The sequence below is a fragment of the Novosphingobium sp. genome (genome assembly GCF_027489515.1).
In the GTDB taxonomy this organism is placed as follows: Bacteria; Pseudomonadota; Alphaproteobacteria; order Sphingomonadales; family Sphingomonadaceae; genus Novosphingobium.
In genome coordinates this window covers 80,480-106,196 of record NZ_JAIXZS010000083.1, presented here as the reverse complement: position 1 = coordinate 106,196, position 25,717 = coordinate 80,480, and the positions used below count along the sequence as shown (strand labels likewise).

21 protein-coding genes are annotated in these 25,717 nt (G+C 65.5%); 17 read left to right on the top strand and 4 right to left on the bottom strand.

The window, feature by feature from the left end; translation table 11 throughout:
- The first annotated feature begins 1 nt into the window (after position 1).
- On the top strand, positions 2 to 1,123 hold the full coding sequence (locus Q0082_RS14525; RefSeq protein WP_298193939.1) for a ThuA domain-containing protein: 1,122 nt from the start codon (positions 2 to 4) through the stop codon (positions 1,121 to 1,123).
- Entirely contained in the window at positions 1,116 to 2,270 is a 1,155-nt protein-coding gene (locus Q0082_RS14520) for an FAD-dependent monooxygenase (protein WP_298193937.1), read from the top strand. Before Q0082_RS14525 ends, Q0082_RS14520 begins: the two co-directional genes overlap by 8 nt.
- A 127-nt stretch (positions 2,271 to 2,397) precedes the next feature.
- On the opposite strand, the gene Q0082_RS14515 is transcribed toward Q0082_RS14520, so the two are convergent.
- Entirely contained in the window at positions 2,398 to 3,066 is a 669-nt protein-coding gene (locus Q0082_RS14515) for a TetR/AcrR family transcriptional regulator (protein WP_298193936.1), read from the bottom strand.
- Positions 3,067 to 3,192: 126 nt separating this feature from the next.
- Between Q0082_RS14515 and Q0082_RS14510 the strand changes: the two genes are divergently transcribed.
- The 7 genes from Q0082_RS14510 (at position 3,193) to Q0082_RS14480 (ending at position 13,070) form a co-directional block, all read left to right on the top strand.
- Positions 3,193 to 4,290, top strand: coding sequence for an LLM class flavin-dependent oxidoreductase (locus Q0082_RS14510; protein ID WP_298193935.1), 1,098 nt, complete (start codon positions 3,193 to 3,195; stop codon positions 4,288 to 4,290).
- A gap of 247 nt (positions 4,291 to 4,537) precedes the next feature.
- Entirely contained in the window at positions 4,538 to 6,952 is a 2,415-nt protein-coding gene (locus Q0082_RS14505; RefSeq protein ID WP_298193932.1) for a TonB-dependent receptor, read from the top strand.
- A 75-nt stretch (positions 6,953 to 7,027) separates the two neighbouring features.
- Positions 7,028 to 7,795: a TIM barrel protein gene (locus tag Q0082_RS14500; protein WP_298193930.1), complete on the top strand. Its 768-nt coding sequence runs from the start codon at positions 7,028 to 7,030 to the stop codon at positions 7,793 to 7,795.
- Positions 7,788 to 9,140 (top strand): glycoside-pentoside-hexuronide (GPH):cation symporter, encoded by a 1,353-nt coding sequence (locus Q0082_RS14495; RefSeq protein WP_298193927.1) that lies wholly within the window; start codon positions 7,788 to 7,790, stop codon positions 9,138 to 9,140. Before Q0082_RS14500 ends, Q0082_RS14495 begins: the two co-directional genes overlap by 8 nt.
- Positions 9,141 to 9,275: 135 nt before the next feature.
- Positions 9,276 to 10,283 carry a TIM barrel protein gene (locus Q0082_RS14490; protein WP_298193923.1) on the top strand — a complete coding sequence of 336 codons (1,008 nt, stop codon included), beginning with the start codon at positions 9,276 to 9,278 and terminating at the stop codon, positions 10,281 to 10,283.
- Positions 10,284 to 10,297: 14 nt separating this feature from the next.
- Entirely contained in the window at positions 10,298 to 10,675 is a 378-nt protein-coding gene (locus tag Q0082_RS14485; protein ID WP_298193921.1) for a DUF6379 domain-containing protein, read from the top strand.
- 1 nt (position 10,676) lies between these two features.
- Positions 10,677 to 13,070 carry a glycoside hydrolase family 3 C-terminal domain-containing protein gene (locus Q0082_RS14480; protein WP_298193918.1) on the top strand — a complete coding sequence of 798 codons (2,394 nt, stop codon included), beginning with the start codon at positions 10,677 to 10,679 and terminating at the stop codon, positions 13,068 to 13,070.
- 3 nt (positions 13,071 to 13,073) lie between these two features.
- Here Q0082_RS14480 and Q0082_RS14475 read toward each other — a convergent pair whose 3' ends face one another.
- The gene (locus Q0082_RS14475; RefSeq protein WP_298193915.1) at positions 13,074 to 14,687 is read right to left on the bottom strand and encodes a family 43 glycosylhydrolase; all 1,614 of its coding nucleotides are present in this window, start codon (positions 14,685 to 14,687) and stop codon (positions 13,074 to 13,076) included.
- Positions 14,688 to 14,797: 110 nt separating this feature from the next.
- Here Q0082_RS14475 and Q0082_RS14470 point away from each other — a divergent pair, with 110 nt between their 5' ends.
- The 5 genes from Q0082_RS14470 to Q0082_RS14450 are packed head-to-tail and all read left to right on the top strand — an operon-like array spanning position 14,798 to position 20,277.
- A complete protein-coding gene (locus tag Q0082_RS14470; protein ID WP_298193913.1) occupies positions 14,798 to 15,898 on the top strand; it encodes a Gfo/Idh/MocA family oxidoreductase in 1,101 nt (366 codons plus the stop codon).
- 11 nt (positions 15,899 to 15,909) lie between these two features.
- Positions 15,910 to 16,968 carry a sugar phosphate isomerase/epimerase gene (locus Q0082_RS14465; protein WP_298193911.1) on the top strand — a complete coding sequence of 353 codons (1,059 nt, stop codon included), beginning with the start codon at positions 15,910 to 15,912 and terminating at the stop codon, positions 16,966 to 16,968.
- Positions 16,965 to 17,564 carry a gluconate 2-dehydrogenase subunit 3 family protein gene (locus tag Q0082_RS14460; RefSeq protein ID WP_298193908.1) on the top strand — a complete coding sequence of 200 codons (600 nt, stop codon included), beginning with the start codon at positions 16,965 to 16,967 and terminating at the stop codon, positions 17,562 to 17,564. The genes Q0082_RS14465 and Q0082_RS14460 overlap by 4 nt, the downstream gene beginning before the upstream one ends.
- Positions 17,564 to 19,255, top strand: a complete 1,692-nt coding sequence (locus Q0082_RS14455; protein WP_298193905.1) for a GMC family oxidoreductase — start codon at positions 17,564 to 17,566, stop codon at positions 19,253 to 19,255. Before Q0082_RS14460 ends, Q0082_RS14455 begins: the two co-directional genes overlap by 1 nt.
- Complete coding sequence (locus Q0082_RS14450) at positions 19,252 to 20,277, top strand: aromatic ring-hydroxylating dioxygenase subunit alpha (RefSeq protein WP_298193903.1); 1,026 nt, start codon at positions 19,252 to 19,254, stop codon at positions 20,275 to 20,277. The genes Q0082_RS14455 and Q0082_RS14450 overlap by 4 nt, the downstream gene beginning before the upstream one ends.
- Before the next feature lie 4 nt (positions 20,278 to 20,281).
- Here the strand turns inward: Q0082_RS14450 and Q0082_RS14445 are convergent, their stop codons facing one another.
- Positions 20,282 to 21,184 carry an alpha/beta hydrolase gene (locus Q0082_RS14445; protein WP_298193900.1) on the bottom strand — a complete coding sequence of 301 codons (903 nt, stop codon included), beginning with the start codon at positions 21,182 to 21,184 and terminating at the stop codon, positions 20,282 to 20,284.
- Positions 21,181 to 22,383: an MFS transporter gene (locus tag Q0082_RS14440; protein ID WP_298193895.1), complete on the bottom strand. Its 1,203-nt coding sequence runs from the start codon at positions 22,381 to 22,383 to the stop codon at positions 21,181 to 21,183. The genes Q0082_RS14445 and Q0082_RS14440 overlap by 4 nt, the downstream gene beginning before the upstream one ends.
- Positions 22,384 to 22,597: 214 nt before the next feature.
- On the opposite strand from Q0082_RS14440, the gene Q0082_RS14435 reads away from it, so the two are divergent.
- The 3 genes from Q0082_RS14435 to Q0082_RS14425 all read left to right on the top strand — a co-directional run bounded on the left by Q0082_RS14435 (position 22,598) and on the right by Q0082_RS14425 (position 25,681).
- Positions 22,598 to 24,073, top strand: a complete 1,476-nt coding sequence (locus tag Q0082_RS14435; RefSeq protein WP_298193893.1) for an MFS transporter — start codon at positions 22,598 to 22,600, stop codon at positions 24,071 to 24,073.
- Between the two features lie 85 nt (positions 24,074 to 24,158).
- Positions 24,159 to 24,728 (top strand): cupin domain-containing protein, encoded by a 570-nt coding sequence (locus Q0082_RS14430; RefSeq protein ID WP_298193890.1) that lies wholly within the window; start codon positions 24,159 to 24,161, stop codon positions 24,726 to 24,728.
- Entirely contained in the window at positions 24,725 to 25,681 is a 957-nt protein-coding gene (locus tag Q0082_RS14425; RefSeq protein ID WP_298193889.1) for a fumarylacetoacetate hydrolase family protein, read from the top strand. The genes Q0082_RS14430 and Q0082_RS14425 overlap by 4 nt, the downstream gene beginning before the upstream one ends.
- The last annotated feature ends 36 nt before the right edge of the window (positions 25,682 to 25,717 follow it).

Sequence of the window (25,717 nt, the reverse complement as noted above, 5' to 3'; positions counted from 1 at the left end):
GATGCTGCGGGCATTCACCGCCGCTGCCCTGCTGCTTGCAGGCACCCCAGCGCTGGCCGCCGAACCAGTGCGCGATTGCCCGCTGGCAACGGCACCGCTCAGTGTGGCATCCCCTCTCTCCGACGTGCTGATGCACCCGCAAGGCCCGGCAGCGCTGGAGTCGGTGGCGCCAGATCTCGTATCCGGCTTCACTCGCAATTTCGGCGGGGGCGGACTGCCGCCAGGCTTTGCCAATATCCTCAGCGTCGGCTCGCTGCTCGAAGTGCGCCCCGATGGCGGGAGCTTGCGCCCGGCGCTGGCGGCCAAACTCTCGGTGCTGCCCATCGACGATGCCTTCACCATCGCCCGCTGCGCGCGCTACGATCATGATCGCCCGGCCCTGCCCCCGGCGGATGGCCGGCCGCAGGTTCTCGTCTTCGAAAAGATCAACGGCTTCCGCGACAATCCGTCCGTCGATGCCGCCCGCGCCCGCCTCCGCACCATCGCCGAGGCGCGCGGCTGGCAGATCGTCTTCACCGATCGCGGCGGAGTGATGAACGAAGCAGACCTTGCCCGCTTCGCCGTCGTCGTGTGGAACAACACCAGCGGCGATGCGCTGACCTTGCCGCAGCGTGCCGCCTTCCGCGCCTACCTTGAGCACGGCGGCGGCTATGCCGGCATCCACGGCGCGGGCGGCGATCCCGTGTGGTTCTGGGACTGGTACGCCGACACCCTGCTTGGCGCCCGCTTCATCGGCCATCCCGGCCGGCCGCAATTCCAGACCGCCACGGTCAGCCTTGTCGATCCGCAGGGCACCATCGGCGCCGGCGGCGCCAAGGCCTTCCCGCTGCTGGAGGAATGGTATTCCTTTGATCGGAACCCGGTGGCCGGCGGCGCTGTCGCCGTCGCGACCATCGACGAGAAGGACTACCAGCAGATCGGCTATCGCAGCGAAAGCCTCTCGATGGGCTACCATCCGATCGCGTGGCGCAAGGCCTTCGGCCAAGGCCCGACAGCCGGTCGCATGTTCTACACCGCCATCGGCCACCGACCGGAAAACTATGACGAGCCGCACGCTGCGGCACTGCTGGCCGAAGGCATTGCCTGGGCCATGGGACAAAGAGGAACGAAGCCGCATGACTGAACACGCGCCTGGTCTTGGCCCCATCACTTCCATCGGCACGGCGCTCGTCGTCGGCGGCGGCATCGGCGGCATGGCGGCCGCCATCGATCTCGCGGCGCGCGGCGTCGCGGTCACGCTGATCGATCTCGATCCCGAATGGCGCGTCTACGGCGCGGGCATCACCATCACCGGCCCGACGCTGCGCGCCTACCAGCGGCTCGGCATGGTCGAGGACATCGCGCGCGAAGGGGCCATCGTGGCGGGCTCCTCGATGTTCCTGTTCAACGGCATGCACTTGCGCGATCTTGACGAGCCGCCGATCGAAGAGGGCCTCCCTGCCACTGGCGGCATCATGCGCCCGGTGCTCCACCACCTCATGCAGCAGCGTGTTGCCGCAGCCGGCATCCCCGTGCGGCTCGGCATCACGGTCGACACGCTTGCCAACCGCGACGGCGGTGTCGATGTTACCTTCTCCGACGGCACCAATGGCCGCTATGATCTCGTCATCGGCGCCGACAGCGTCCGCTCGCGTGTGCGCGAACTCGCTTTCCCGCACATGGGCGATGCCGAGCGCACTGGTCAGGGCTGCTGGCGCGTCTCTATGAAGAAGCCGCCGACGCTTGAGCGCGGCGAGATGTTCTTCGGCCACCGCTACATGGTCGGTATCACCCGCTGCGGCGAGGACCGGATCTACCTCTGGCTGCTCACCCCGCACGAGGAAACCGGAGAGCGCCTCGAGGGCGAGGCCCTTGTGGCGCAGATGAAGACCCACCTTGCCGATTTCGGCGGCAACGCCGGCTGGGTGCGCGAAAGCATGAGCGCCGAAGACTGGGTGAACTATCGCCCGCTCGCCGCGAAAATCCAGCCGCGCCCCTGGTCCGACGGCCGCATCGTGCTGTTGGGTGACGCGGTCCATGCGACCACCCCGCACCTCGCCTCAGGCGCCGGTATCGCGGTAGAAAGCGCGCTCGTGCTGGCAGAGGAACTGGCGCGGGCCGGAACCGCCGAGGCGGCACTGGCCGCGTACGAAGAGCGCCGCTACGAACGGTGCCGCGATGTGGTCGAGACCAGCGTCTCGATCGGCGCGGCACAGCTCGCCGGGCGTCCGGGCGAGGAAATCGGCGGCATCATGGGCACAGCGCTGCACCGGCTTGCCGGGCCCTTCTGATAGGCTACCTGATCACCATCGATCCACGCGTCATTGCGAGCATAGCGAAGCAATCCAGAGCCGATATGCGCGCAATTCTGGACGCTCTGCTACGCTCGCAATGACGATTTGTTGAGGCAGCTTTGGGCTAATCCGCGTGGCGCAAGTACGCGAGCGCCATCTTGGCAAGCTCGTCCTTGATCACGCCCCATAGGTGCGGATCGCTCGATTCCGGCGTCGAACCCAGGCCGAACTGGCGTGCAATCGTGGCGAAGACGATCTGGAACACGGTGAGCGCCTTGGCCTCGGCATCGGCGGACTTGATTTCGTCGCGATAGGTCAGGATCGCGGCGACCGATTGCTCGGACGAGCGCCGCGCGGTCTCCTTGCCCGGTTCGGACACGGCCGGATCGATGGCGGCGCGGTTCATGATCGTCCCGAGAAGGGCGGCATGTTCCTGCAGGAACGCGCTGTACCGGGTGATGTAGCGCGGCAGGAAATCGGCAAGCGTCGGCGATTCCGCCAAGGTTGCCTCGATCATCGCGCTTTCCTTGGCGAGGATCGATTGCAGTTCCTCGGCGATCACGGCGTGGAGCAGCCGATCCTTGCTTTCAAAGCGCAGGTAGATCGAGCCGATCGAGACCTGCCCGCGCTCGCTCACATCCTGCAGCGTGAAGCTGTCTCCGCCCGTCTCGATCATCAGTGACTTGGTCGCCTCGAGCATGCGCTCGAACGATGCGAGGCTGCGCCCCTGGCGCGGTTTGCGGCTGAGCGCCTGGAGCGCGAGTGCTTCGGTGTGGCGAGTGGCAGTTGACATTGCCTTTGTAGACCCTACTAAAACAGGAACGTCAATTCTAATTTGATTCGGCATACCTATACCAAAACGTCCCGGACCGGGCGGCCGGTGTGGGGCAGCGAGGCCGAAGGGGGAGAAGGTACCGCAATGCGTTTCTCGGTGTTCCTCAACGCGCGCACCATGCGCCCGGAAGACGACCGGCAGCTCATGAAAGATCTCGAGACGCACGCACTGCGCGCCGGTGAGCTCGGTTTCTCGGCGATCTTCATGCCCGACCACCACTTCAACGGCTACATGCCCGTGGCGAGCGACAGCTTCATCTTTGCCGCCTACCTCGCCGCCAAGATGCCGCAGATGCATTTCGGCTTCTCGGTCGTCTCGGTCCCGCTGCACCACCCGGTGCGCTTTGCCGAGCGCATCAACATTCTCGACCAGCTGACGGACGGCAAGTTGCTCGTCGGCATTGGCAGCGGCACCACGCCGGAGGAAATGATCGGCTTCGGCGTTACCTACAAGGACGCCGGCGCCATCTCGGAGCGCAATCTCGAACTCGCCGAGGCGCTCTGGGCCAAGGCTATGGAAGACCCGGCTATCGAGATCGACAACGGGCCGCATCAGGGCCGCGTACTCCAGCGCATTGCGCCGGCCGCCTACACGCCCTGCCACGCGCGGCTGATGCCGGTGGCGATGAAGGAAGCGAGCGCCCGCCGCGCTGCGACGCACGGCTGGCCCGCCTTCATCCCCGCCTTCACCCCGCCCAAGATCGGCGGCACCGAACCGTTCGTCCACGTGAAGAAGTTCTTCGATATCTACCACGGCATGCTGACCTCGGCCGGCCATTCCGACGAGGTCGTCGCCAGCGCGCTCGACTGGACCACGCACACCTACCAGTGCGTCCATGTGGCGGAGAGCGACGACAAGGCTCGCGAAGAGCTCGAAGTCATCCTCAAGGCCTATCAGGCCGCTGTCGAGCGCGAGGCCGAGTTCAACGCCCGCGCCGAGAGCAACGCCGAAAACGCAAAGACCGACCGCACCCCCAATGCGCTTACCGAGGACTGGATCGGCACCTGGTGCCTCTATGGCTCGCCCGAGACGGTGATCGAGCACCTCACCCCCTACAAGGAGCTCGGCATCGGCAACGTGCTGTGCGGCACGACCACCGGTCCGCTCACTGAGAAACGCTTGGCGCTGGGCAACCAGACACTCGACCTGCTGGCGCGCGAAGTGATGCCGGCATTAGCTTAATCTATGCACTGATTAGACCATTCATCAATCTGGTGAATGGATATCGATGAAAACATACTATTTCACTTAATGGACCCGATCAGGCAGGAACTTTGCCACTCGAAGTCCGGTCCGGATCCAGTTCCGCCGCAAGGCTGATGGGGTCCGCCGCGAAGTCAAACTGAATGCCACGGTCTGTAGCCGGTCCGTGGCGCAAAACTGCAAGCCAGACACTCCGGATCAAGCGGAGTGCATCAAGGGAGGGATCATGCGCACCACCATCAAAGGGTTCAGTCTGCTTGCCGGCACCGCGATCATCGCCGTCGCCGCGCTCGCTCCGCTTCAGGCCCAGGCCCAGCAGGCCGCACCGGCCGACGCCGAGGCTGAAGCCACCCCCACCGAGATCGTCGTCACTGCGCAGAACCGCACGCAAAGCGTCAACGACGTTCCCATCGCGATCAACGTGATCACCGGTGACGAGCTCAAGAAGGTCGGCTTCTCGAACCTCAACGACATCGACAAGATCGCGCCGGTCGTCCAGCTCAACCAGGATCAGGGCACGGTCAAGATCACCGTCCGCGGCGTCGGCACCACCTCGAACGACGAAGCGCAGGATACCTCGGTCGTCATCAACATCGACGGCGAATACATCAACCGCCCGAACGTCATGGGCATGTCGCTGTTCGACATGGAGCGCGTCGAAGTGCTGCGCGGGCCGCAGGGCACGCTCTATGGCCGCAACTCGACCGGCGGCGCGATCAACTTCATCACCCGCAAGCCGGGCCGCGAATTCGGCGCCGACGGCACCATCAGCTATGGCAACTACAACGCGGTCCGCGCCGATGCCGGCGTCAATGTGCCGCTCGGCAGCAATGCGGCGGTGCGCATTTCGGGCTTCTACGAGAACCGTGACGGCTACAACAAGCACCCGGCCGGCGGCGGTTTCTTCGTGTTCCCCGCCTTTGCCGCGGGCCGCTCGGACGACAACGACGCCTATGGCGGCCGTGTCTCGCTGCGTCTCGATCCGACCGACAAGCTTTCGGTCAATCTCGCTGCCGAGTATGCGACCCGCAAGTTCACCCCCGGCATCTTCGCGGTGGCCGATCTCAACGGTGCGGGCAATCGTCCCACCGGCGGCGCCTGCAACAACGGCTTCACGCGTGTCGCACCGGCCTACACCCAGACCCTGTGCGTCCCGAGCAACACCGCGCTGCTGGGCAAGATCGACCGCAATGAATACGTCGCCCCGCTCTATGGTCTCGGCTTCCTCAAGCAGGACACGTGGGCGGTACGCGGGCGCATTGCCTACGAATTCAGCGATGCTGCCACGCTCACCTACATCGGCGGCTATCGCAACTTCTCGGGCGATCCCAAGAACCGGATCACCTTGCCGGTGATCTACCAGTCGTTCTCGTTCCAGGACGATGCCGAAACGCAGAGCCACGAACTGCGCCTCAACGGCAAGATCGGCGGCGTGATTTACCAGATCGGCGGATTCTACTTCAAGGAGAAGCAGAACCGCGAGAACGGCTTCTTCCTCGGCCCGATCGCCCCGCCGGCGGGTACCTACCTGTCCTACTTCGGCCGCAAGATCTCCAGCGACAGCAAGTCGCTCTTCGGCCAGATCGAAGTGCCGCTGGGTGATACGCTGACCGCCGTCGGCGGCCTGCGCTACACCGACAACAAGCGCGATGCGCTTTACATCAACGGCACGCCGTTCGTGAAGTTCAAGGCCGATGGCGTTACCGTCGACCCGACCGGCCCCAACTTCACCCTGCTTGGCGCAGGCCCGGGCCGCAAGGACCTCAACGCGATCAACGCGCAGAAGCTGCCGCTGGGCAGCAAGGACAACAAGGTCACCTGGCTCGCCGGGCTGAACTACAAGCCCAATGCGGACACGCTCATCTATGTGAAGGCCTCGACCGGCTTCAAGGGCGGCGGCTTTGATGCCGTCGGCACCTACAAGCCCGAAACCAACACGGCTTTCGAAGGCGGCTGGAAGCAGACCTTCGGCGATCACCGCCAGCACCAGTTCAACCTCGGCGGCTTCTATTACGACTACAAGGACCTGCAGGTTTCCGTGCTGCTCGACACCACCGTCGGCGGGCAGACCTTCAACGCGGGCAAGGCCAAGATCTGGGGTCTGGAAGCATCGGGCAGCATCCAGCTCGATGACAACACCAACTTCCACACCTCGGTGAATTACCTGAACGCCGAGTACAAGGAGCTGCTGGCGCAGTTCAACGTGTTCGACACCACCGGCCAGCTCAACGGCATCGGCGATCTCGATCCGACTACGCCGGGCGTCCAGCAGCCGAACTTCGCGGGCAACCGTCCGGCCTTCTCGCCCAAGTTCATCATCACTGCCGGGATCGATCACACCTTCCCGCTGGGCAGTTTCGGCAGCCTGACGGCGCGGGCGGACACGACCTTCAAGTCCTCGTACTTCACCGACTTCTACAACTACCGCGACGGTACGCAGAGCGCCTTCACGCAGAGCGACCTCAGCCTCGAGTACCAGTCGGCGAACAAGATGTACTCGCTGATCGGCTTCGTGAAGAACCTCGAGAACAACCGTCCTTTGACCTACGGCAGCTTCGTTTCGGCAGGGCCGGACGACGTGTTCAACTGGCAGTTCGGCGCGCCGCGCACCTATGGCGTTCGCCTCAGCGTGAAGTTCTAAAGCCTGATCCAAGAGGGGGCGGTTGGCGACCGCCCCCGACAACCGGCAGCCAGCCGATCGAAAAGGAGTCCGGACATGCAACTGTCCGCCTGCATCGAATGGCAGTTTGCCGAAGGTAATGACAATCTCGCCAATCGGGTCCGCGCTGCGAAGGCAGCTGGGCTCGCCATGTGCGAATTCCACCTCTGGCGCGACAAGGATATGGCGGGGCTCGCCGCCGCGCTCGATGAAACCGGCGTCATGCTCACCGGCTTCTGCGTCGATCCGCGCCGGTCAATCGTCGACCCTGCGCAGCATGAGGAAATGCTGCAGGCGGTCGCCGATACGCTGGCCGTAGCGAAAACCGTCGGCTCGCCGCCGCTGATCGTCGCCTCGGGTTTCACCCGCGAAGGCGTTTCGGCTGAGGAACACAAGGCCGAGGCCGTCTTGGTCCTGCGCCGCGCCGCCGATCTTGCCGAAGCCGCCGAAGTCACCCTCGTGCTCGAACCGCTCAACGACCGCGTCGAGCATCCCGGCATGTACCTCGTCGATACGACCCTCGCGCTCGATATCATCGAAGCCGTGGGCAGCCCGCGCCTCAAGCTGCTCTATGATGTCTACCACAGCCACGTGATGGGCGAGGACATGCGCAGCGTTCTTGCGGGCCGTATCCACCTTGTCGAGCACGTGCAGGTGGCAGACAGCCCCGGGCGCAATGAACCTGGCACCGGCACAATCGACTGGCCGGCCGCGATCCAGACCCTGCGCGAACTCGGCTATACCGGCGCACTCGGTCTCGAATACCGGCCGACGCAGGAAGCCACCGCCTCGCTCTCCGCGACGCGGGCCGCGCTCGGTGTCTAGGGCGCGCCTCTCGCTGGCCGAGCGCGCGAGCTACGGCTTCGGCGATTTCGGCTACAGCCTAGCCTACAACATGGCGGGCGCGTTCCTGCTTTACTACTACACCACCGTCGTCGGGCTCCCGGCGGCGGCGGTGGGTACGATCTTCCTCGTCGCGCGTCTGCTCGATGCGGTGATCGATCCGCTGGTCGGCGTGGCCGTCGACAAGACGCGCAGCCGGTGGGGCCGCACCCGGCCCTATTTCCTGTTCACCGCTGTGCCCTACGTTGCGATATTCATCGCCACGTTCAGTGTCCCGCACTGGAGCGAGGGCGCGCAGCTCGTCTACGCCTTCCTCACCTTCAAGGCGCTCGGGATCATCATGAGCCTCGGCTCGATCCCCTATACCGCGCTGATGCCGATGATGACGGACGATCCGGCGGACCGCCTGCGCCTCGGCGGATGGCGTTCGATCGGCACCTCGGTCGGCGTGATCCTTGGTACGGCCGCGACCATGCCGCTCGTCGGAGCGCTCGGCGGCGGGAACGAGGCGCATGGCTTCTTCGCCGTCACGCTGCTGTTCGGCGCCCTCTCGCTTGTCGCGCTCGCAATGCTCTTCCGCAATTGCCGCGAGCGCATTGCCGACGAGGCAGCCGCATCGGCCTTCCGCGTGCTTCCCGCCATGGGCCAGATGCTGCGCAACCGTGCCTGGGCTGTCTGCTTCGGCTTCTGCCTGCTCTACTTCATCCGCTTCGGCGCGATGCTCGGGCTCACCATCTTCTACGCCAAGGACGTCGTGCAGAAGCCGTGGCTGATCCCGGTCATGCTGCCGATGGTCTCGGGCGGGCTCCTCATTTCCGCCTTCATCGCGCCGCCGATCCTCGCGCGCACCGGCATCCGCAAGGGCTGCGTCGGCGCCATAGCACTCTCGCTTGCGCTTCTTGCGGCCATGGCGGGGCTGGATCACGCTGCGGACGTGCAGATCGGCACGCTCGCTGTGCCGCCCCTGCTGCTGCCCTACTTCGCCTTCTCGATCGTCACCTCGGTCACCATAACCGGGATCTTCTCGATGGCGGCGGCGACGGCGGACTATCATCAGGCCCTGTTCGGTGTGCGCCATGAAGGGCTGTTGTCCTCCGGCATCAGCACCTCGACCAAGGTCGGCATGGCTCTCGGCAGCGCGCTCGGTGCCTTCGTCCTCGCATGGGCTGGCTACCAGCCCGATGCGGTAAGCGAAGCCGCTCGCAGCGATATTCGCAGCGCCTACTTTCTCGTCGCGGGCGGCCTGCTGGCGCTGCAGGCGGCCGTCGTCTGGTTATGGCCGATGGACGGCACCTGGCGCGAGCGTCTGGCCCCAGTGATGACATGACGTGCCCCCTTGACTTCGCATGGTAATTAATAGAATTTATATTCTAATATTTTCACAGAGAATCGCAGGCAGCCACGCGGTTCCTTTTCACAATCAGGGCAGCGCTTTGGCAGCTGCCTCAGGGGAGACAGCCAGATGCCGATCAAGCGCGGCGTAAGCCTGTACAGCTTTCAGAACGAGACCTTCCAGGGCAAGATGACCCTTGAAGACTGCATCCGCACTTGCGCCGAAATGGGCGCTAACGGGATCGAGATCATCGGCGAGCAGACCTTCTGGGGCTGGCCGGAAGTCGGCGTTGACGATGCCGAGATCGCGAACTGGCACAGCCTCATCGCCAAGTACGATTGCGTGCCCGTGAGCCACGACTTCATGCTCGATTACAAGCGCTACAAGGGCCGCGAGATGCCCTTCGCCGAGCAGGTCGCCAGCGTGAAGAAGGACATCGAGTTCGGCGCCCGCCTCGGCATGAAGTTCATCCGCGCGCTCGTCTCGATCGCGCCCGAAGTGCTCGTTGCCGCCGCGCCCTATGCCGAAGAGAAGGGCATCAAGATCCTGATCGAGGTTCACGCCCCGCTGCACTTCGATCATCCGTGGATCATCCGCCACGCCGAAGCCTTCGAAAAGTCGGGCTCCGACGCGCTCGGCTTCCTGCCCGACATGGGCATGTTCCTCCATGCCTTCCCGCCGGTCTGGAAGGAGAAGTTCCTGCGCATCGGCGTGCCGCAGAACATCGCCGACTACATCGAGAAAGCCTACGCCGACCGCGTCCTGTCGGAATACGTCATCCTCAATGTCCAGCAGATGGGCGGCGTCGGCCCCGCCATCGGCATGGCCGAAACGCTGCGCCACAACGCCGCGTTCGAACCCAAGCGCATGCTCGATTACATGCCGCGCATCCACAACATCCACGGCAAGTTCTACGAGATGACGGCTGACTACGTCGAACCCTCGATCCCTTACGACGAGATCGTCGCGGTCCTGAAGCAGGGCGGCTACGATGGCTACATCTGCTCGGAATACGAAGGCAACCGCTGGATCGAGGATGCGATGGAGCCCGACAGCGTCGAGCAGGTCCGTCGCCAGCAGGTCATGCTGGCCACACTCCTCGGTGAGCCCGCCCCCCAGCTTCGCGCTGCTGCCTGAAAGGATAACACGCCATGATGGACAACAAGATGATCGTCGAGGGCAGCCTCGAAACCAGCGACAAGGGCTTCGCCTTCTATGGCCGCCTCCCCTACTACCGCGGCCTCGGCCTCTCGATGATCGAGGATATCCAGATCACCGCCGATGGCGAAGCGATCCCCCGCGAGGACGTGCGCTTTCACGTTCGCGGCAAGACCTACACGCTCGACCAGATGGAAACGGTCTACGATGATCGCTGGAACTTCGGCGAGAAGGCCAAGATCATCGCGATGAAGCCCGGCGGCCTCCCCGCAGGCGATCACAAGATCGAGTTCGCCGTGCGCATGCGCGTTTCCTACCTGCCCTTCGTGCCGACGACGAAGGACACCAAGGTCCTCGCGCTCGCCGCCTGACATGACGAAGCTTACTCTCGACCAGGCCGCCCTGCTCACGGCGGGTGCCGCGATGTGGGCCACACCCGCTTTTCCCGAAGCCGGAATCCCTTCGTTCACGATGAGCGACGGGCCGATGGGCATCGCCAGCGGCAAGGTCGATGAACGCGATATCGCCCGGCTTTCCCCTTGCGCCACGGCGCTCGGGGCAAGCTGGGATATAGATCTTGTGCGGCGCGTGGGCACTCTGGTCGGGCAGGAAGCGGTGGGTCGCGGCATCGACATGGTGCTTGCCCCCAACATCAACCTTGCGCGCAGCCCGCTCGCCGGCCGTGCGTTTGAGTATTTCTCCGAGGACCCGTTGCTCGCCGGCGTGCTTGGCGCCGCATGGATCGGCGGCCTCCAGTCCACCGGTACCGGCTCCTGCGCCAAGCACCTTGTCTGCAATGACAGCGAAACCGCGCGCGATACCATGAATGTCCAGGTCGACGAGCGCACCTTGCGCGAGGTCTATCTGCTCCCCTTCGAGTTCGCTGCGGCTGCAGGCTGCGCCGGGATGCTGGCGGCCTACAACCGGGTCAACGGCCAGTACTGCGCCGAGCAGCACCATGTCCTGACCGAGGTCGTCAAAGGCGACTGGGGCTATCAGGGCGTGATCATGTCCGACTGGTTCGGCACCCATTCCACCGTGCCGACACTTGCCGCCGGGCTCGATCTCGAAATGCCCGGCCCCGCGCGCTTTCTCGGCGCCAAGGCGGCCTCAGCGGTTGGCGAAGGCACGCTTGCCGAGACCCGGGTCCATGATGCCGCCGCCCGCGTTGCAAACGCGGCAAAGCGTGTGACCGGCCCGAAATCGCAGCCGCTGGCCCACGAAGCCGATGTCACTGCGCTGCTCGAAGAAGCCGCCGCCGCCGGAATGGTCCTCCTCAGGAACGAAGGCGCGCTACTCCCGCTCGATCCTGGCGGCATCAAAACCCTCGCCGTGATCGGCCCCAATGCCGCCGCCCCGTGCTTCCAGGGTGGAACCTTCGCCAAGATCTCGGTCCGGCCAGACCTTGCCTCGCCCATCGAAGCGATCCGCGCCCGCTTCGGCGCACACTGCACGGTCCTGTTCGAGCCCGGCGTCGATCCCGCTCCGCGCCTGCCTTTCATGCCGGTCACCCCGGCGCAGAATATCGGCGATGGCTGCACAAGCGGCATGACGCTGGAGTATTTCGCCAGCCCGGATTGCAGCGGCGATCCGCTTACCCGCGAGACGCGCGATACCAATTCGCTCGTCTGGTTCGCCGGGATGCACGATCAGGCCCCCTTCGCGCAGGGCGGTTCGATCCGCGCCTCGGGCCGCTTCACCGCCGAAAAGGCCGGCACCCACTGCTTCCACCTCGGCGCGACCGGCGTCTCGCGGATGCTGGTCGACGGCCGCGAAGTCCTGACCACCACCGAGTGTCCGCCGGGTGACACCATGGGCGTGCTCAAGGCCGGCGACAGCGAGAGCGCCCCCGTCGAACTCGCCGCCGGGCAGACGGTCGAGGTCGTGGCCGAATTCACCTTCACTGGCGCGCGCGTCCACGGCCTGTGGTACGGTATCCGCGCTCCCGGCAGCGGCGAGGAACTGCTCGCCGCCGCTGAAGCCACCGCCCGCACTGCCGATGCCGTGGTCCTCATCGTCGGCGAGACCTCGGACAGTTCGGTCGAAAGCAAGGACCGGCCCGACACCCGCCTTGCTGCGGGCCAGCTCGAACTCATCGCCCGCGTCACCGCCGCCAATTCCCGCGTTGCCGTCGTCACAAATGTCGGCCACGCCTATGATGCTTCGTGGGAAGACGCGGCCGCCGCGCACATCGCCACCTGGTACCCCGGCGAAGGCTTCGCCGCCGCGCTTGCCGCCGTGCTGGCCGGAGACCGCGAACCGGGCGGCCGCATGCCTGTCACCATCGCGCACACCGAAGCCGATTATCCGGGCTACAGCCTCAAGCCGCAGGTCGACGGCGCGCTGCACTATACCGACGGCACCCGCATCGGCTATCGCGGCGTGATCGCGGCGGGCAAGCGCGCGCGCCATACGCTGGGCGCCGGGCAAGGCTACGCACGCTTTGAATGGTCGCACCCGCTCGTCACGGCAGAGGGCGTCGCCATCACCGTGACCAACCTTTCAGGCCGCGCCGGCGCCGAAGTCGTGCAGGTCTACCGCGACACGCCCGAGCCCACCTTGATCGGCTTCGCCAAAGTCTGGCTCGATCCCGGCAAGGCCGCGCCAGTCACGGTTCCGCTTACGCGCCGCCGCCTCTCGGTCTGGAGCGACCGCGGCTGGCAGTTGCTCCCTGGCCAGACGGCCATCCGCATCGCGCGAAACGCTGAAGACCCCGGCTTCAGGCTCGAGCTGGACGTCGGCACCCTTCCTGACAGCGGCCTCTGACGGTCAGTCCAGCGCGCGGTAGCGGAAGTCGCGGAACACCCCCTGCCCCTTGCCCGCAGCAAACAGCGCGGGCCGCAGGCTGGCAAGCTCGTCCATGGTATTCGCGTTGTAGCCGGAGACTTCCGAGCGCACCTCGTGCCGCGTCCAGCGCTCGCCATCAGCGCTGTAGTAGAAGGTCACGATCTGGTGATCGTTGACGATCCGCAGCCACAATTTGCGCGCGGCCGGCGCCGGTTCACGCCAATACATCGGCGTGCCGCCGCGATAGCTCGCCATCCCGGAGCCGGTGATTCCCATGCCGAGGAACAGCCGCCGGTTGTAGAACAACAGCAGCCCAGCCTCGCCCTCACCCTCAAGCTCCACCGTGACAGTGATCTCGTAAGCCCGGTCGCCGACCATCTGCGTCAGCACACTGCCATCGCCCGGCCCACTGCCCTTGCCAGGCAGCACCAGCCTGCCGCCGCCCATGGCGATCCGCCCGGCTTCGTCCGGCGATACGCCATAGGCCGTCCAGCGCGTGCCGAGCGAGGATGCGGCAAAGGCATCGGACCGCGCCATCCCGTGCGGCCCGCCCGACTTGCCGCCCGGCATTGGCAGCGCGCGCGACAAGTCACCGCCCAGCGCCTTGGGCCAGCCATCCGCCGTCCACACGAAAGGCTCCAGCAAGGTCTGGCGCCCCAGCGTACGGTAGCCATTCTCGTAGCCGTGGTAGACGAAGTACCATTGCCCGCCCGGCCCCTCGACCGCTGTCGCATGCCCGCGCGACCACCAGGCTTCGCTCGCGTCGCGTGTGCGCACGATGGGATTGTGCGGGCAATTCTCCCACGGCCCATGGACCGAGCGCGCACGCGCCGCCGTCACCATGTGCCCTGTCGGCGGCCCGCTCGTCCCGCCCACCGCCGTTACCAGGTAGAACCAGCCGCCCCGCCGCAAGAGCTTGGGGCCTTCCAGTGCATAGGCCTCGGTCACCCATTCTTCGGGGTACTTCCAGCCATCGAAAGCATGGCTCACCGGTCCCACCGCGGAGAGCCCGTCGTCCGCCAGTTCGACCCGTGCCACGCCCGAAAGGAACAGATAGCGCTTGCCGTCCTCGCCCACGATATGGCCGGGATCGATGTAGCCGAGAATGCCAAGGTCGATCGGCTCGCTCCACGGCCCGGTGATCTTGTCCGCATGGATCACCCAGATCTGCGGCGCGTCCTTCACCTTGTCCGACCACGGCGCCGGGATGAAAGGGATATAGATGAAATAGCGCCCGCCATGCTTCACCAGATCCACCGCGAAGCCGATGGCCGCCGGATTCGCAAGCGCGGGACCGACCGGCACCCAGTTCACCAGATCGCGCGAATGCCAGATCAGGAGGCCGGGCGCCGCATCGAAGCTCGAATGCGTCAGGTAGTAGTCGTCGCCGTCCTTGAGGATCGAAGGATCGGGATAGTCGCCCGCGAGGACCGGATTGCGGAACATGCCATTGCCGAGGTCCGCCTTGCGCTGCCCTTCGATGCCACGTCCCCATTGCGGTGTCGCTCCACCGGCCACACGCGGCATCGAACCGCTCGCCAGTGCCACACTGCCCAGCGCAAACAGCGACCGCCGGTCGAGATCAAGGTCCGCCATCGACAAGTTCTCCCTTTCAGCATCCGATCAGGTGCTTGAAACCGCAGCTCTAATAAATTAGAACGCTAATTACAAATAGAACGGGAGAAGTCAGCTTGAGTCGGCTGCGCATGGCCATGATCGGCGGTGGACCGGGTGCCTTCATCGGCCCCGTGCACCGGATCGCGGCAGAACTGGACCGCGAGATCGAACTGGTCGCCGGAGTATTTTCCGCCGATCCTGCCCGCAGCCGTGCTGGGGGCCTGGCTTATGGCCTCGATCCCGCACGCGCCTATGGCAGCCTTGCGGAGCTGCTCACCGCCGAACGCGCCCGGGTGGATGGAGCTGAATTCGTCGCAGTCGTCACCCCCAACCACGATCACTTGCCATCCGCATGCGCCGCGCTTGCCGCCGGCTTCCCTGTCATCAGCGACAAGCCGATGACCGCCACTTTGGCCGAAGCGCATGAACTTGCCGCAGCCGTCGAAGCCGCCGGTCTCCCCTTCGCCCTCACCTACACCTACTCCGGCTATCCCCTGGTGCGCGAAGCTCGTGCCCGCATCGCAGCCGGGGCCCTTGGCGCAGTCCGCAAGGTCGTTGTCGAATACCCGCAAGGCTGGCTCGCGGGCCCGGCGGAGGGCAAGCAGGCCGAATGGCGCGTGGACCCGGCGCGCGCCGGGGCGGGCGGCTGCATCGGCGATATCGGCGTCCACGCCTTTCAGCTCGCCGAGTTCGTAACCGGCCTCCATGTCACCGAACTCCTTGCCGATCTCGGCGCGGTCGTCCCGGGCCGCCAGCTTGACGATGATTGCAGCGTGCTGCTCCGCTTTGCGAACGGCGCGCGCGGGGTCCTCCTCGCCAGCCAGATCGAAGTGGGCGAACTCAACGGCCTGCGCATCCGCGTCTACGGCGAACAGGGCGGACTCGTGTGGAAGCAGGAGGAGCCGAACACGCTCACGCTCCACCACCTCGATGGCCGCAGCGAAGTGATCCGCGCCGGCACAGGCCTGCTCGGCCCCGATGCCGCGCGCCGCACCCGCACCCCCGGTGGCCACCCGGAGGGCTACCTCGAAGCCTTCGCCAACCTCTACCGCGATTTAGCCGAAGTCCTGCGCGGTGGCAGCGCCCCACTGCTCCCGGGCGCGGCCGAGGGCCTGCGCTCCATGGCCTTTATCGACACTGCCGTCCGCGCCAGCGCTTCCCGCGCGGGCTGGACGCCGCTCACACTCTGAGGATCCTTGTCATGAAGACGATCAAAGGCCCCGGCATCTTCCTCGCACAGTTCGCGGGCGACAGCGCTCCGTTCAACAGCCTCCCCGCCATCGCTGATTACATGGCAGGTCTCGGCTACAAGGGCCTCCAGATCCCCAGCTGGGACGCACGCCTGTTCAACCTCGATCTCGCCGCGGAAAGCCAGACTTACTGCGACGAGATCAAGGGCATGCTCGCCGACAAGGGCCTCGAAGTGACCGAGCTATCGACGCACCTGCAAGGCCAGCTCGTCGCCGTCCACCCTGCATTCGATGCGCAGTTTGATGGCTTCGCGCCCGCCCAGGTCCACGGCAATCCCGCAGCGCGGCAGGCATGGGCGGTGCAACAGGTCAAGAATGCCGCCATCGCCAGCCGCCGCCTTGGCCTCACCGCGCACGCCACATTCTCCGGCGCGCTCGCCTGGCCGTACTTCTACCCCTGGCCCGCCCGTCCCGCCGGCCTCGTCGAGGATGCCTTCGCCGAGCTTGCCCGCCGCTGGAAGCCTATCCTCGATGTGTTCGAGGACAATGGCGTCGATGCTGCCTATGAAATCCACCCCGGCGAGGACCTCCACGACGGCGTCACCTTCGAGCGCTTTCTCGAAGCTGTCGGCAATCACCCGCGCGCCAACATTCTCTACGATCCCAGCCACTTCGTGCTGCAATGCCTCGATTACCTGCAGTTCATCGACATCTACCGCGAACGCATCAAATGCTTCCACGTGAAGGACGCCGAATTCCGCCCCAATGGCCGCTCGGGCGTCTACGGCGGCTATCAAGGCTGGGTCGACCGCCCCGGTCGCTTCCGCTCGCTGGGTGACGGCCAGACCGATTTCGGCGCGATCTTCAGCAAGATGGCCGCCAACGATTTTGCCGGATGGGCCGTGCTCGAATGGGAATGCGCGCTGAAGCACCCCGAAGTTGGCGCTGCGGAAGGCGCGCCCTTCATTGCACGGCACATCATCACGGTGACCGACCACGCCTTCGACGATTTTGCCGCAGGCGGCGCCGACCGCGCACTCAATCGCCGCCTGATGGGAATTGCCGAATGACCGGCTGGAGCAGACGCCACTTCCTTGGCGCAGCCGCCCTCGTCGCTGTCCAGGCCGCTGTGCCGGGAGGCGCTGCGGTGCTCGGCAAGCTCGACCCGAAGGATGCCCCCTCCCCCCGCCGCCGCAAGTTGATGCGCATGGTCGCTGATCACGTGATCCCGTCGACCGGTACGCCGGGCGCTGGCACCGTCGGCGCTGGCGATTTCGTTCTCGTCGCGCTCGCCCACGGCCTCGAAGGTACGCGCAAACCACCCACCGCCAATCCCGCCTTTGCACCCTTCCTGCGTGCCGATGGCAGCCTCGATCATGCCGCATGGCTGGAGGCAACGCTGAAGCCGAACTGGCTCACCCTGCCCGCCGACCGCCGCCACGGGCAGCTCGCCGCACTCGATGCCGCCGCCTACAAGGGCGATGCTGCCGCCGCCCCGTGGCGCGCGATCAAGGGCCTGATCCTCACCGGTTACTACACCAGCGAGATCGGCGGATCGAAGGAACTCAATTACGAACTGGTCCCCGGCCGGTTCGATCCCAAGGTGCCCGTCGCCCCTGAAACGCGCGCCTATTCCAGCGACTGGACAGCGGTGGACTTCGGCTGATGGACGAGAACATGAACTTTGACGTGATCGTCGTCGGCTCCGGCATCACCGGCGGCTGGGCGGCCAAGGAACTGACCGAGGCCGGCCTCAAGGTCCTGCTGCTCGAACGCGGCCGCAAGATCGAGCATCAGGTCGATTACGAGACTGAAGTGAAGGCCCCGTGGGACATGCCGTTTCGCGGCGAAGGCGATGCCGAGCTCTACGCCCGCGACTATGCGGTGCAAAGCCTCAACCGCCACTTCACCGAGTTCACGCAGGGCCACTTCGTGAACGATGCCGAGAACCCTTATCAGACGGGCGCAGACACCGCCTTCACGTGGTTCCGCAGCTACCAGCTCGGCGGCCGCTCGCTCACCTGGGGCCGCCAGTGCTACCGCTGGTCGGACTACGACTTCGGCGCCAACAAGCGCGACGGCCACGGCACCGATTGGCCGATCCGCTACGCCGATCTCGCCCCGTGGTATGACAAGGTGGAAGAGTTCATCGGCGTCGCGGGCGCGGCGGAAGGCCTGCCGCAACTGCCCGATGGCAAGTTCCAGCCTCCATTCGCGCTCAACGTGGTCGAACAGGCTGCGCGCGAACGGATCATGGCCACCTGGCCCGAACGCCGCCTCACGATTGGCCGCACCGCCAATCTCACGGCAGAAAAGGATGGCCGGGGCCTGTGCCAGAGCCGCTCGATCTGCGCGCGCGGCTGCTCCTACGGTGCCTACTTTTCGACGCAATCAAGCACGCTCCCGGCGGCGCAGGCCACCGGCAACCTCACGCTGATCACCGATGCTGCCGTCGAGCATGTCGACTACGATCCAGCGACCCGCCGGGTGACGGGCGTGCGCTGGGTGGATAGCAAGACGAAGACGCGACATCAGGCCACCGCCCGGATGGTCTTCCTCAATGCCGGCGCCTTCAACTCGGTCCACCTGCTGCTCAATTCCGCCAGCGAGGCCATGCCTAACGGTCTCGCCAACAGCAGCGGCGTGCTCGGCACCCACATCATGGACCACGCCAACACGCTTTCCGCCGCCGCGATCATGCCCGGCTTCGAGCAGTGGACCAGCTTCGGCAACCGCCCCACCGGTGCGGTGATCCCGCGCTATCGCAACATGGAAACCATGGACGGTGTGGGCCACACCCGCGGCTTCTCGTTTCAGGGCGGCGCGCTGCAATCGACATGGACCGCCGGCAAGAGAGCGGCGGGCATCGGCAAGGACTACAAGAACAGCCTTCGGAAGCCTGGCCCATGGCGCATGGTTCTCGTCGGCTTTGCCGATTGCGTCCCCCGCGCCACCAACCGCCTCACGCTTGACCGCACGAAGACCGACAGCAACGGCATCCCTCAGTTGCACATCGAATTCGCCTTCGGAGCAGAGGAACACGCCGCGCTCGCCCAGGCCAAGGCTGATGCGACCGAAATGCTCACCAAGGCAGGCGGACAGGTCATGTTTGGCTTCGACCGCCCCGGCCCCGGCGGCACCGCGATCCACGAAATGGGCGGCGCGCGCATGGGGCTCGATCCCGCGACCTCGGTGCTCAACAAGTGGAGCCAGGCGCATGACGTCGCCAATCTCTTCGTGACCGACGGCGCGCAAATGGCTTCCAGCGCCAGCCAGAACCCTTCGCTGACCTACATGGCGCTGACCGCGCGAGCTGCCGCGCACGCCGTCTCCCTCCTCAAGTCGAGTGCAATATGACCGCCTATGTGAAGAACGTCTGGTACATGGCCGCCTGGGCCGACGAGATCGAGGGCGAGGCGCTGCTCTCGCGCACCCTGCTCGGCAAACCCTGGCTGATGTGGCGCAAGGCCGATGGCACTTACGCGATGATCGCCGACCGATGCCCGCACCGCTTCGTGCCGCTTTCGATGGGCAAGCGCATGGGCGATACCGTCCAGTGTGCCTACCACGGCCTCGGCTTCGATGGACAGGGCTCCTGTGTCCACTCGCCCTTCCCCGGCGATCCGCCGGCTCATGTCACTGCGCCTGCAATGCCCATCGTGGAGAAGCATCGCGGCTTGTGGTTCTGGCCGGGCGATCCGGCGCTGGCGGACCCGGCAAGAATCCCCGATTTCGGCTTCCTTGACGAGGACCGCGGCATGCACCGCGGTGTCTTGCGCATCGAGGGCAACTACGAGCTCATCACCGACAACTTGATGGACCTGACCCACGCCGAGTTCCTCCACGTCGAGACCTTCGGCGTCAACGGTTCGATCTTCCACGGCGAGCAGACCGTCCGCCACGATGACGACAACACAGCCGGCGGCGCGATCTGGAACAATTGGGACATGACCTGCGCAGAGCCGCCCGAATGGTCGAAGCCCATGCTCGAGCAAGGCGCGAAAATCGATCAGTGGCTGCATATGCGCTGGCATGCACCAGCCGCGATGGCTCTCACCGTTGGCCTCGCCAAATCGGGGACACAGCGCGCGGATCTGATCGTCCCGCCCATGATCAACCCGCACATCATCACGCCCGAGACCGAAACCTCGTCGCACTATTTCTACGATCACGAAGACAACGAACAAGCCGCCGAAATGGCCCGCCGCGTGTTCACCGAAGAAGACGAGCCGATGATCGAAGCTGCCCAGCGCGCTCTGGGTGATCAGGACTTCTGGGAAGCGCGCCCCGCGATCCTCAAGACCGATGCCGGCGCAATCCGTGCCCGCCGCGCGCTGATGCAGATGCGCAAGGCAGAGGACACGACTCTCTACGTCTAGGCGCTCAGCGCGCCTTCGTCAGAAAGCCCGATGTACCGAGCCACATGTAGAGCAGATTGATCCAGCCCTCTTCGGGGGTACCCGGCTGGCCAATGCCGAAACCGTGCCCGCCGCTAGGGAACAGATGGAACTCGATCGGGCGTCCCGCCGCGCGGTAGCTCTCTATCAGCGGGAAGCCCTTCTCGCGCGCCAGAAGGAAATCGTCCTCGGCGATGGCGACGAACATCGGCGGCGCATCGGCCGGGACGGCAAGCGGCGCCATGTTCGGATAGATCGGTGCGGTGAAGGCGGGTCGGTCGGCCTTGTCCGCGAGCACCATCGTGCGGCTGAGGAACCCGCCTGCCGAAAAGCCCATGAAACCCAGCCGCGCCGGATCAACGCCGTACCTGGCCGCATTGGCGCGCACCAGCCGCAGCGCCGCCAGCCCATCCTCGCGCGCGATGTCGGGCGTATCGTCCGGCAGCTTCATCCCCGAAGGCTGGCCGTGGACCAGCTTGGTAAGCTCGTCCACAAACACGCCCTGATCCTTCGGTGTCGGCAGCGTGCGGTACTTGAGCACGAAGGCGGCGACACCATGGTCCGCCAGCCACTTTGCGATCTGGTAGCCTTCCTTGTCGATGGCGAGGCCCAGGAAACCGCCACCCGGCGCCACGATCACTGCCGCACCGGTCGCCCCGCTTCCGGGCAGGAAAGGCTGCAACGTGGGGCACGTCACATTACGCACCGCGGGCTTTCCACCGTCAGGATGCCATACCTCGCTGGCAGGATCGCACCCTGCCGTCGACAGAGCGATCACGCCCGGCTGCGGCGGCGCGGGTATTGTGGTGCGGGCGATCTCCATCTGGGCATGGGCGCTCGCGCCCAGCGCCGTCCAACCCAGCAGCGCGGCGGCAAGCATACGCCTCATGCGGACAGTCCCTTTTCACCACCGCGTGAAAGCAGCACCAACAGCACGATCGCGCCCGCTGCGCTGACGATACCGGCAACAAGGAATGCACCCTGCATCGTGCCCAGCGCGCCGCGCAGCACACTGACCAGCAGCGGCGAGGAAAACTGGCCGAAGAAGAACGTCGCCGTCCAGATACCCATGCCGCGGCCGCGGTGCTGGAACGGCAGCTGGCTCTGCGCCCAGGCGATCAGCGTCGGGATCGCCATGCCCGCGCCCGTCTGCTGCAGCGCCATGCCGAGGATCATGCCCTTCCAGTCATGCGCCAGCCCCATCGCGGCAAGGCCCGCGCCGAGGAAGCCAAGGAAGATCGCGATCAGCGCCGGCGAGCCAAGACCCTTCGCGCCCAGCCACCAGAACAGCGTCGCGCCGACAAGGATGAACAGCGTCGGGAGTGCGGTGATCTGGCCGATGCTCTGCGGATCGGTGACGCCAAGCTCTTGCCACACGGTCGCGCCGTTGACGATGAAGACATAGTAGATCGCCGAGGAGAACAGCGTCAGCCCGGCAATCCCGAGCATCGCGCGCCACGGGAAGCCATCGGTTTCCTTCTCGTCCATACCCAGCATCATGCGCGCGCTGGCATCGCTCGAAGGCTCGAACATCCAGCGCACCATCGCCGCCCAGATCGGAATGGCAAGGAGGTAGAGCAGGAAAATTCCGTTCCAGCGCCACGCCGTCATCGTGCCGGCAAAGAAGATCATGATCGAGGAGAGCGCCGGGCCGACGAGGCCCTGCAGCGCCAGCCACTTGCGGCGGCCCTCATCGGGCCAGTAATCGGCGATCAGCGTGTTGACCGTGGTGAGGATCACCGCTTCGCACAGGCCCAGCAGGAGGCGCGAGCCGTAGATCGTATCGAGATTCTCGAGGAAGAACGGCGCTGCACCGATCAATCCGTAGAAGAACGTCGACACAAGCAGCAATGTACGCCGCCCGAAGCGGTCGACCATCAGCCCGGCAAACAGCGCAACGAGCGCAATCGTCAGCCCCGGCGCGGTGACCATCGAAGGTACTTTGGTCGGCGCGGTCGGATCAGTCGGAGCAAAATGACCGATGATCGCCGGGATCGCTGGAAACATCGTCACAATGGCCAGAATCGGCAGGAATCCAGCGATGATGACCGTCAGGCCCTGTGCCAGACCCGCTTGCTGCCCAGCCATGCGCCCGGCCGTGGGTGTGCTTGCCAAGGTATTCTCCCCAAACAACTTATCTGCGCGTGGCGGGCTGTGGTTCCCTTGTTACCCTGCGCCGTGCGCTTGACCATAGGCGACATGTGATCATAATAGAAGCTAGATTTTAATTTTGCCGAGCAGCTCCGCCCGGCACCTATTATCCGCTGGACAGCGGCGGCCAGAACATCGGAAAAAAGAGCTCATGACAGCGCAACCGGCAGCCCCGGCCCTCGCCACAGGCAGCAAGCTGCCGCACGAACTTGATGACCGGCAGCGCGCCCTGGCCTTCTTCACCGTGCTGACGGCTGTAGTCCTCGAAGTCGCGGACACCACCATCGTCAATACGGCGCTGCCGGCGATCCGCACCGGCCTTGGCGCATCACCTTCCGCGATGCAGTGGATCGTCGCGGGCTATCTGCTCACACTCGGCTCGCTGCTCTTGCTCGGCGGGCGGCTGGGCGATGCCTTCGGCCACCGCCGTCTGTTCCTTCTGGGCGTGGCAGGCTTTGTCGCCGCCTCGGCGCTGTGCGGCCTTGCCCCTTCGGCGGGCGTCCTCGTCCTGGCCCGCGTGCTGCAAGGCGCGGCGGGCGCAATGATGGGGCCGCAGACCATGGCCATCGTCCAGCTGCTCTATACCCCGCTCGAACGCGTGAAGCGCCTTGCTTTTTTCGGCATGATCATTGGCCTTGCCGCGATCATCGGCCCGATTCTAGGCGGCTTCCTGATCGAGCTTGATCTCTTCGGACTCGGCTGGCGCCTGATCTTCCTGATCAACTTGCCGGTCGGCCTGTTCGCGCTCACCATGGGCCGCATCACGCTGCCGCGCACCGGCGAGGAGCACCACGGCCTCGCAATTGATCTTGCCGGCGCCGCGCTCTTCGCCGCTGGCTTCGGCATGATCCTCCTTGCGCTGATCCAATCGCACGAGGATATGCCCCTCGCCCAGGCCGCCTCGATCCTCGTTGGCGGGATCGCTGGAGTAGGGCTTGGCTGGCACCGCGCGAGCACCCGCCGCGCGGCCGGGCTTCCGGCGATGATCGAGCCGAGCCTGTTTGCGCTCCCCACCTTCCGCTGGGGCGTCATGGCCGCAATGGCATTCAACAGCGGCTCGGTTGGCTTTCTGATGATCTTCGCCGTTGCGCTCCAGCAGGGCCTAGCGCTCAGCCCGCTCCAGACCGCGCTGATCCACATACCCTTCGGACTTGGTGTGATGATCGCGGTCGGCCTCATCGTCCCGCGCCTGCTGCCCCGGTTCGGACGGCGACTGCCGATGGCGGGAGGCCTGCTGATGGCGGGCGGCATCGTCAGCACCCTCGCGCTGATCCATGCAGCGGTCGAGGGCGGGCCGGTCCTGATCGCCACGCTGGCGCTGGCCGGGATCGGCTTCGGCACCCTCTCGGGGCCGCTCGGCCCCATCGTCGTTTCCGAAGTCCCGCGCACCCACGCTGGCACTGCCAGCGCCACGATGCGCACAGCGCAGCAACTGGGCGGCGCCCTCGGCATTGCACTGGTCGGTTCGGCCTATTTTGCAGTCGGCGGAAACGATGCCGCCGCGCGCCTCGCCGGTTTGGTCCCCGGGGCGATCATGGTCGCGGCGCTGCTTGCCGTCGCGGTCCTCGCTGTTTCGCGCCTGCCCGCCACGCTGTTCGCCGCCGAGCGCAAGCCTGTCGCGGATTGACCGGGTATCACAATATCGGCATTATCAATTGGAATAGAATTAAACCTATCTGTCAATCAGATAGATAACCATCGCGGGAGATTATATGGACATGAAACCAGTGCGCCGCATTGTCACCGGCCACGATGCCGGGGGCCGCGCGATCATCCAGGAAGACGGTGCCCCTCCCCGCGTCCAGCAGGTTGGCGGTGCGATCGGGCCGATGTTTCATGAAGTGTGGAACACGCAGGCCACGCCCGCGCCCATCGACGCAGCCTCTGGCGAACCCGCCGAGGCCGGCATCGTCCTGGCACCCCCGAAGAACGGCACCCGCATCCGCGTGCTCGATATTCCGCCCGAAGGCGATGGCATTCGCAACATGTCGCCGGAAGAAGCTGCCGCACACTTCGCCGAAATCGGCGCTGGCCACGCTTCCAACGCGTCCAAGGAAGGCGCGCGCCACGCCCTGATGCACCGCACTGAAACCATCGATTACGGCATCGTCATCGAAGGCGAACTCGTGCTGATCATGGATGAAGGCGAAACGACCGTTTACCCCGGCGACATCGTGATCCAGCGCGGCACCAACCACGGCTGGGCCAACCGCAGCGACAGGAACTGCCGCATCGTCTTCGTGCTGATCGACGGCGAATTCGCGCCCGAGCTCAAGGCATGAGGCTCGCCACAATTCGCGATGGTTCGCCCGATGGAGCGCTCGCGCTGGTCTCGGCGGACGGCACCCGCGCACTCCGCGTCGGTGGCAACCTGCTCGGCGCGATGGAAGACTGGGCCGCGACGCAGGCCCGGCTCGCCGCCGCCGAAGCCCGCCTCGAAGCCGGCGAAGGCGAACCGACCGACGACGTGGAGTTCGCCGCGCCGATGCCGCGAAGCTGGCAATGGCTCGATGGCTCGGCATTCACCACACACGGCGATCTCATGGCGATCGCGTTCAATCATGACCCGCTCGGCAACGAGCGCCCGCTGATGTACCAGGGCCTCTCCGACCGGTTCTACGGCCCGGCCGATCCCGTGCCCTTCCCCGCGATGGAGCACGGCATCGATTTCGAAGGCGAGTTCGGCGTGGTGGTCGATGCCGTGCCGATGGGCACCAGCGCCGCCGATGCGCTGAAGCACATCCGCCTCATCGTCCAGATCAACGACTGGTCGTTGCGCGCCATTGCGCCCATCGAAATGAAAACCGGCTTCGGCTGGGTCCAGGCCAAACCTGCGTGCTCGATGGCCCCCTTTGCCGTCACGCCCGATGAACTGGGCGAGGCATGGAAGGACGGCCGCGTTGGTCTCGATCTCATCATCGACTGGAATGGCCGCGAGGTCGGCCGCGCCAACGGCGCCGCGATGGCCTTCGGGTTCCACGAACTCGTCGCACACGCCGCACTCACCCGCGATCTTGTCGCCGGAACGGTGATCGGCTCAGGCACCGTCTCGAACGCCAATTATGCCGAGGTCGGGTCCAGCTGCATTTCGGAAATCCGCGCGATCGAGATCATCGCCCACGGCGCGCCGCAGACCCCGTTCCTGGCCTTCGGCGATACCGTGCGAATGACGGCGGTTGGCAGCACTGGCCGCGCGCCCTTCGGCCAGATCGATCAGGAGGTCGTGAAGGCCTAGCATTTCCGGGCCGCCCGGGTGTAGGATCAGGGAAAC

What these genes read in the sequence shown, in the direction of transcription:
- Q0082_RS14430 (WP_298193890.1), top strand. Translation starts at nt 24,159, where the DNA reads ATGGACATGAAACCAGTGCGCCGCATTGTCACCGGCCACGATGCCGGG.
- Q0082_RS14510 (WP_298193935.1), top strand. Translation starts at nt 3,193, where the DNA reads ATGCGTTTCTCGGTGTTCCTCAACGCGCGCACCATGCGCCCGGAAGAC.
- Q0082_RS14450 (WP_298193903.1), top strand. Translation starts at nt 19,252, where the DNA reads ATGACCGCCTATGTGAAGAACGTCTGGTACATGGCCGCCTGGGCCGAC.
- Q0082_RS14435 (WP_298193893.1), top strand. Translation starts at nt 22,598, where the DNA reads ATGACAGCGCAACCGGCAGCCCCGGCCCTCGCCACAGGCAGCAAGCTG.
- Q0082_RS14500 (WP_298193930.1), top strand. Translation starts at nt 7,028, where the DNA reads ATGCAACTGTCCGCCTGCATCGAATGGCAGTTTGCCGAAGGTAATGAC.
- Q0082_RS14490 (WP_298193923.1), top strand. Translation starts at nt 9,276, where the DNA reads ATGCCGATCAAGCGCGGCGTAAGCCTGTACAGCTTTCAGAACGAGACC.
- Q0082_RS14465 (WP_298193911.1), top strand. Translation starts at nt 15,910, where the DNA reads ATGAAGACGATCAAAGGCCCCGGCATCTTCCTCGCACAGTTCGCGGGC.
- Q0082_RS14520 (WP_298193937.1), top strand. Translation starts at nt 1,116, where the DNA reads ATGACTGAACACGCGCCTGGTCTTGGCCCCATCACTTCCATCGGCACG.
- Q0082_RS14475 (WP_298193915.1), bottom strand. Translation starts at nt 14,687, where the DNA reads ATGGCGGACCTTGATCTCGACCGGCGGTCGCTGTTTGCGCTGGGCAGT.
- Q0082_RS14445 (WP_298193900.1), bottom strand. Translation starts at nt 21,184, where the DNA reads ATGAGGCGTATGCTTGCCGCCGCGCTGCTGGGTTGGACGGCGCTGGGC.
- Q0082_RS14525 (WP_298193939.1), top strand. Translation starts at nt 2, where the DNA reads ATGCTGCGGGCATTCACCGCCGCTGCCCTGCTGCTTGCAGGCACCCCA.
- Q0082_RS14480 (WP_298193918.1), top strand. Translation starts at nt 10,677, where the DNA reads ATGACGAAGCTTACTCTCGACCAGGCCGCCCTGCTCACGGCGGGTGCC.
- Q0082_RS14515 (WP_298193936.1), bottom strand. Translation starts at nt 3,066, where the DNA reads ATGTCAACTGCCACTCGCCACACCGAAGCACTCGCGCTCCAGGCGCTC.
- Q0082_RS14455 (WP_298193905.1), top strand. Translation starts at nt 17,564, where the DNA reads ATGGACGAGAACATGAACTTTGACGTGATCGTCGTCGGCTCCGGCATC.
- Q0082_RS14485 (WP_298193921.1), top strand. Translation starts at nt 10,298, where the DNA reads ATGATGGACAACAAGATGATCGTCGAGGGCAGCCTCGAAACCAGCGAC.
- Q0082_RS14425 (WP_298193889.1), top strand. Translation starts at nt 24,725, where the DNA reads ATGAGGCTCGCCACAATTCGCGATGGTTCGCCCGATGGAGCGCTCGCG.
- Q0082_RS14460 (WP_298193908.1), top strand. Translation starts at nt 16,965, where the DNA reads ATGACCGGCTGGAGCAGACGCCACTTCCTTGGCGCAGCCGCCCTCGTC.
- Q0082_RS14505 (WP_298193932.1), top strand. Translation starts at nt 4,538, where the DNA reads ATGCGCACCACCATCAAAGGGTTCAGTCTGCTTGCCGGCACCGCGATC.
- Q0082_RS14440 (WP_298193895.1), bottom strand. Translation starts at nt 22,383, where the DNA reads ATGGCTGGGCAGCAAGCGGGTCTGGCACAGGGCCTGACGGTCATCATC.
- Q0082_RS14470 (WP_298193913.1), top strand. Translation starts at nt 14,798, where the DNA reads ATGGCCATGATCGGCGGTGGACCGGGTGCCTTCATCGGCCCCGTGCAC.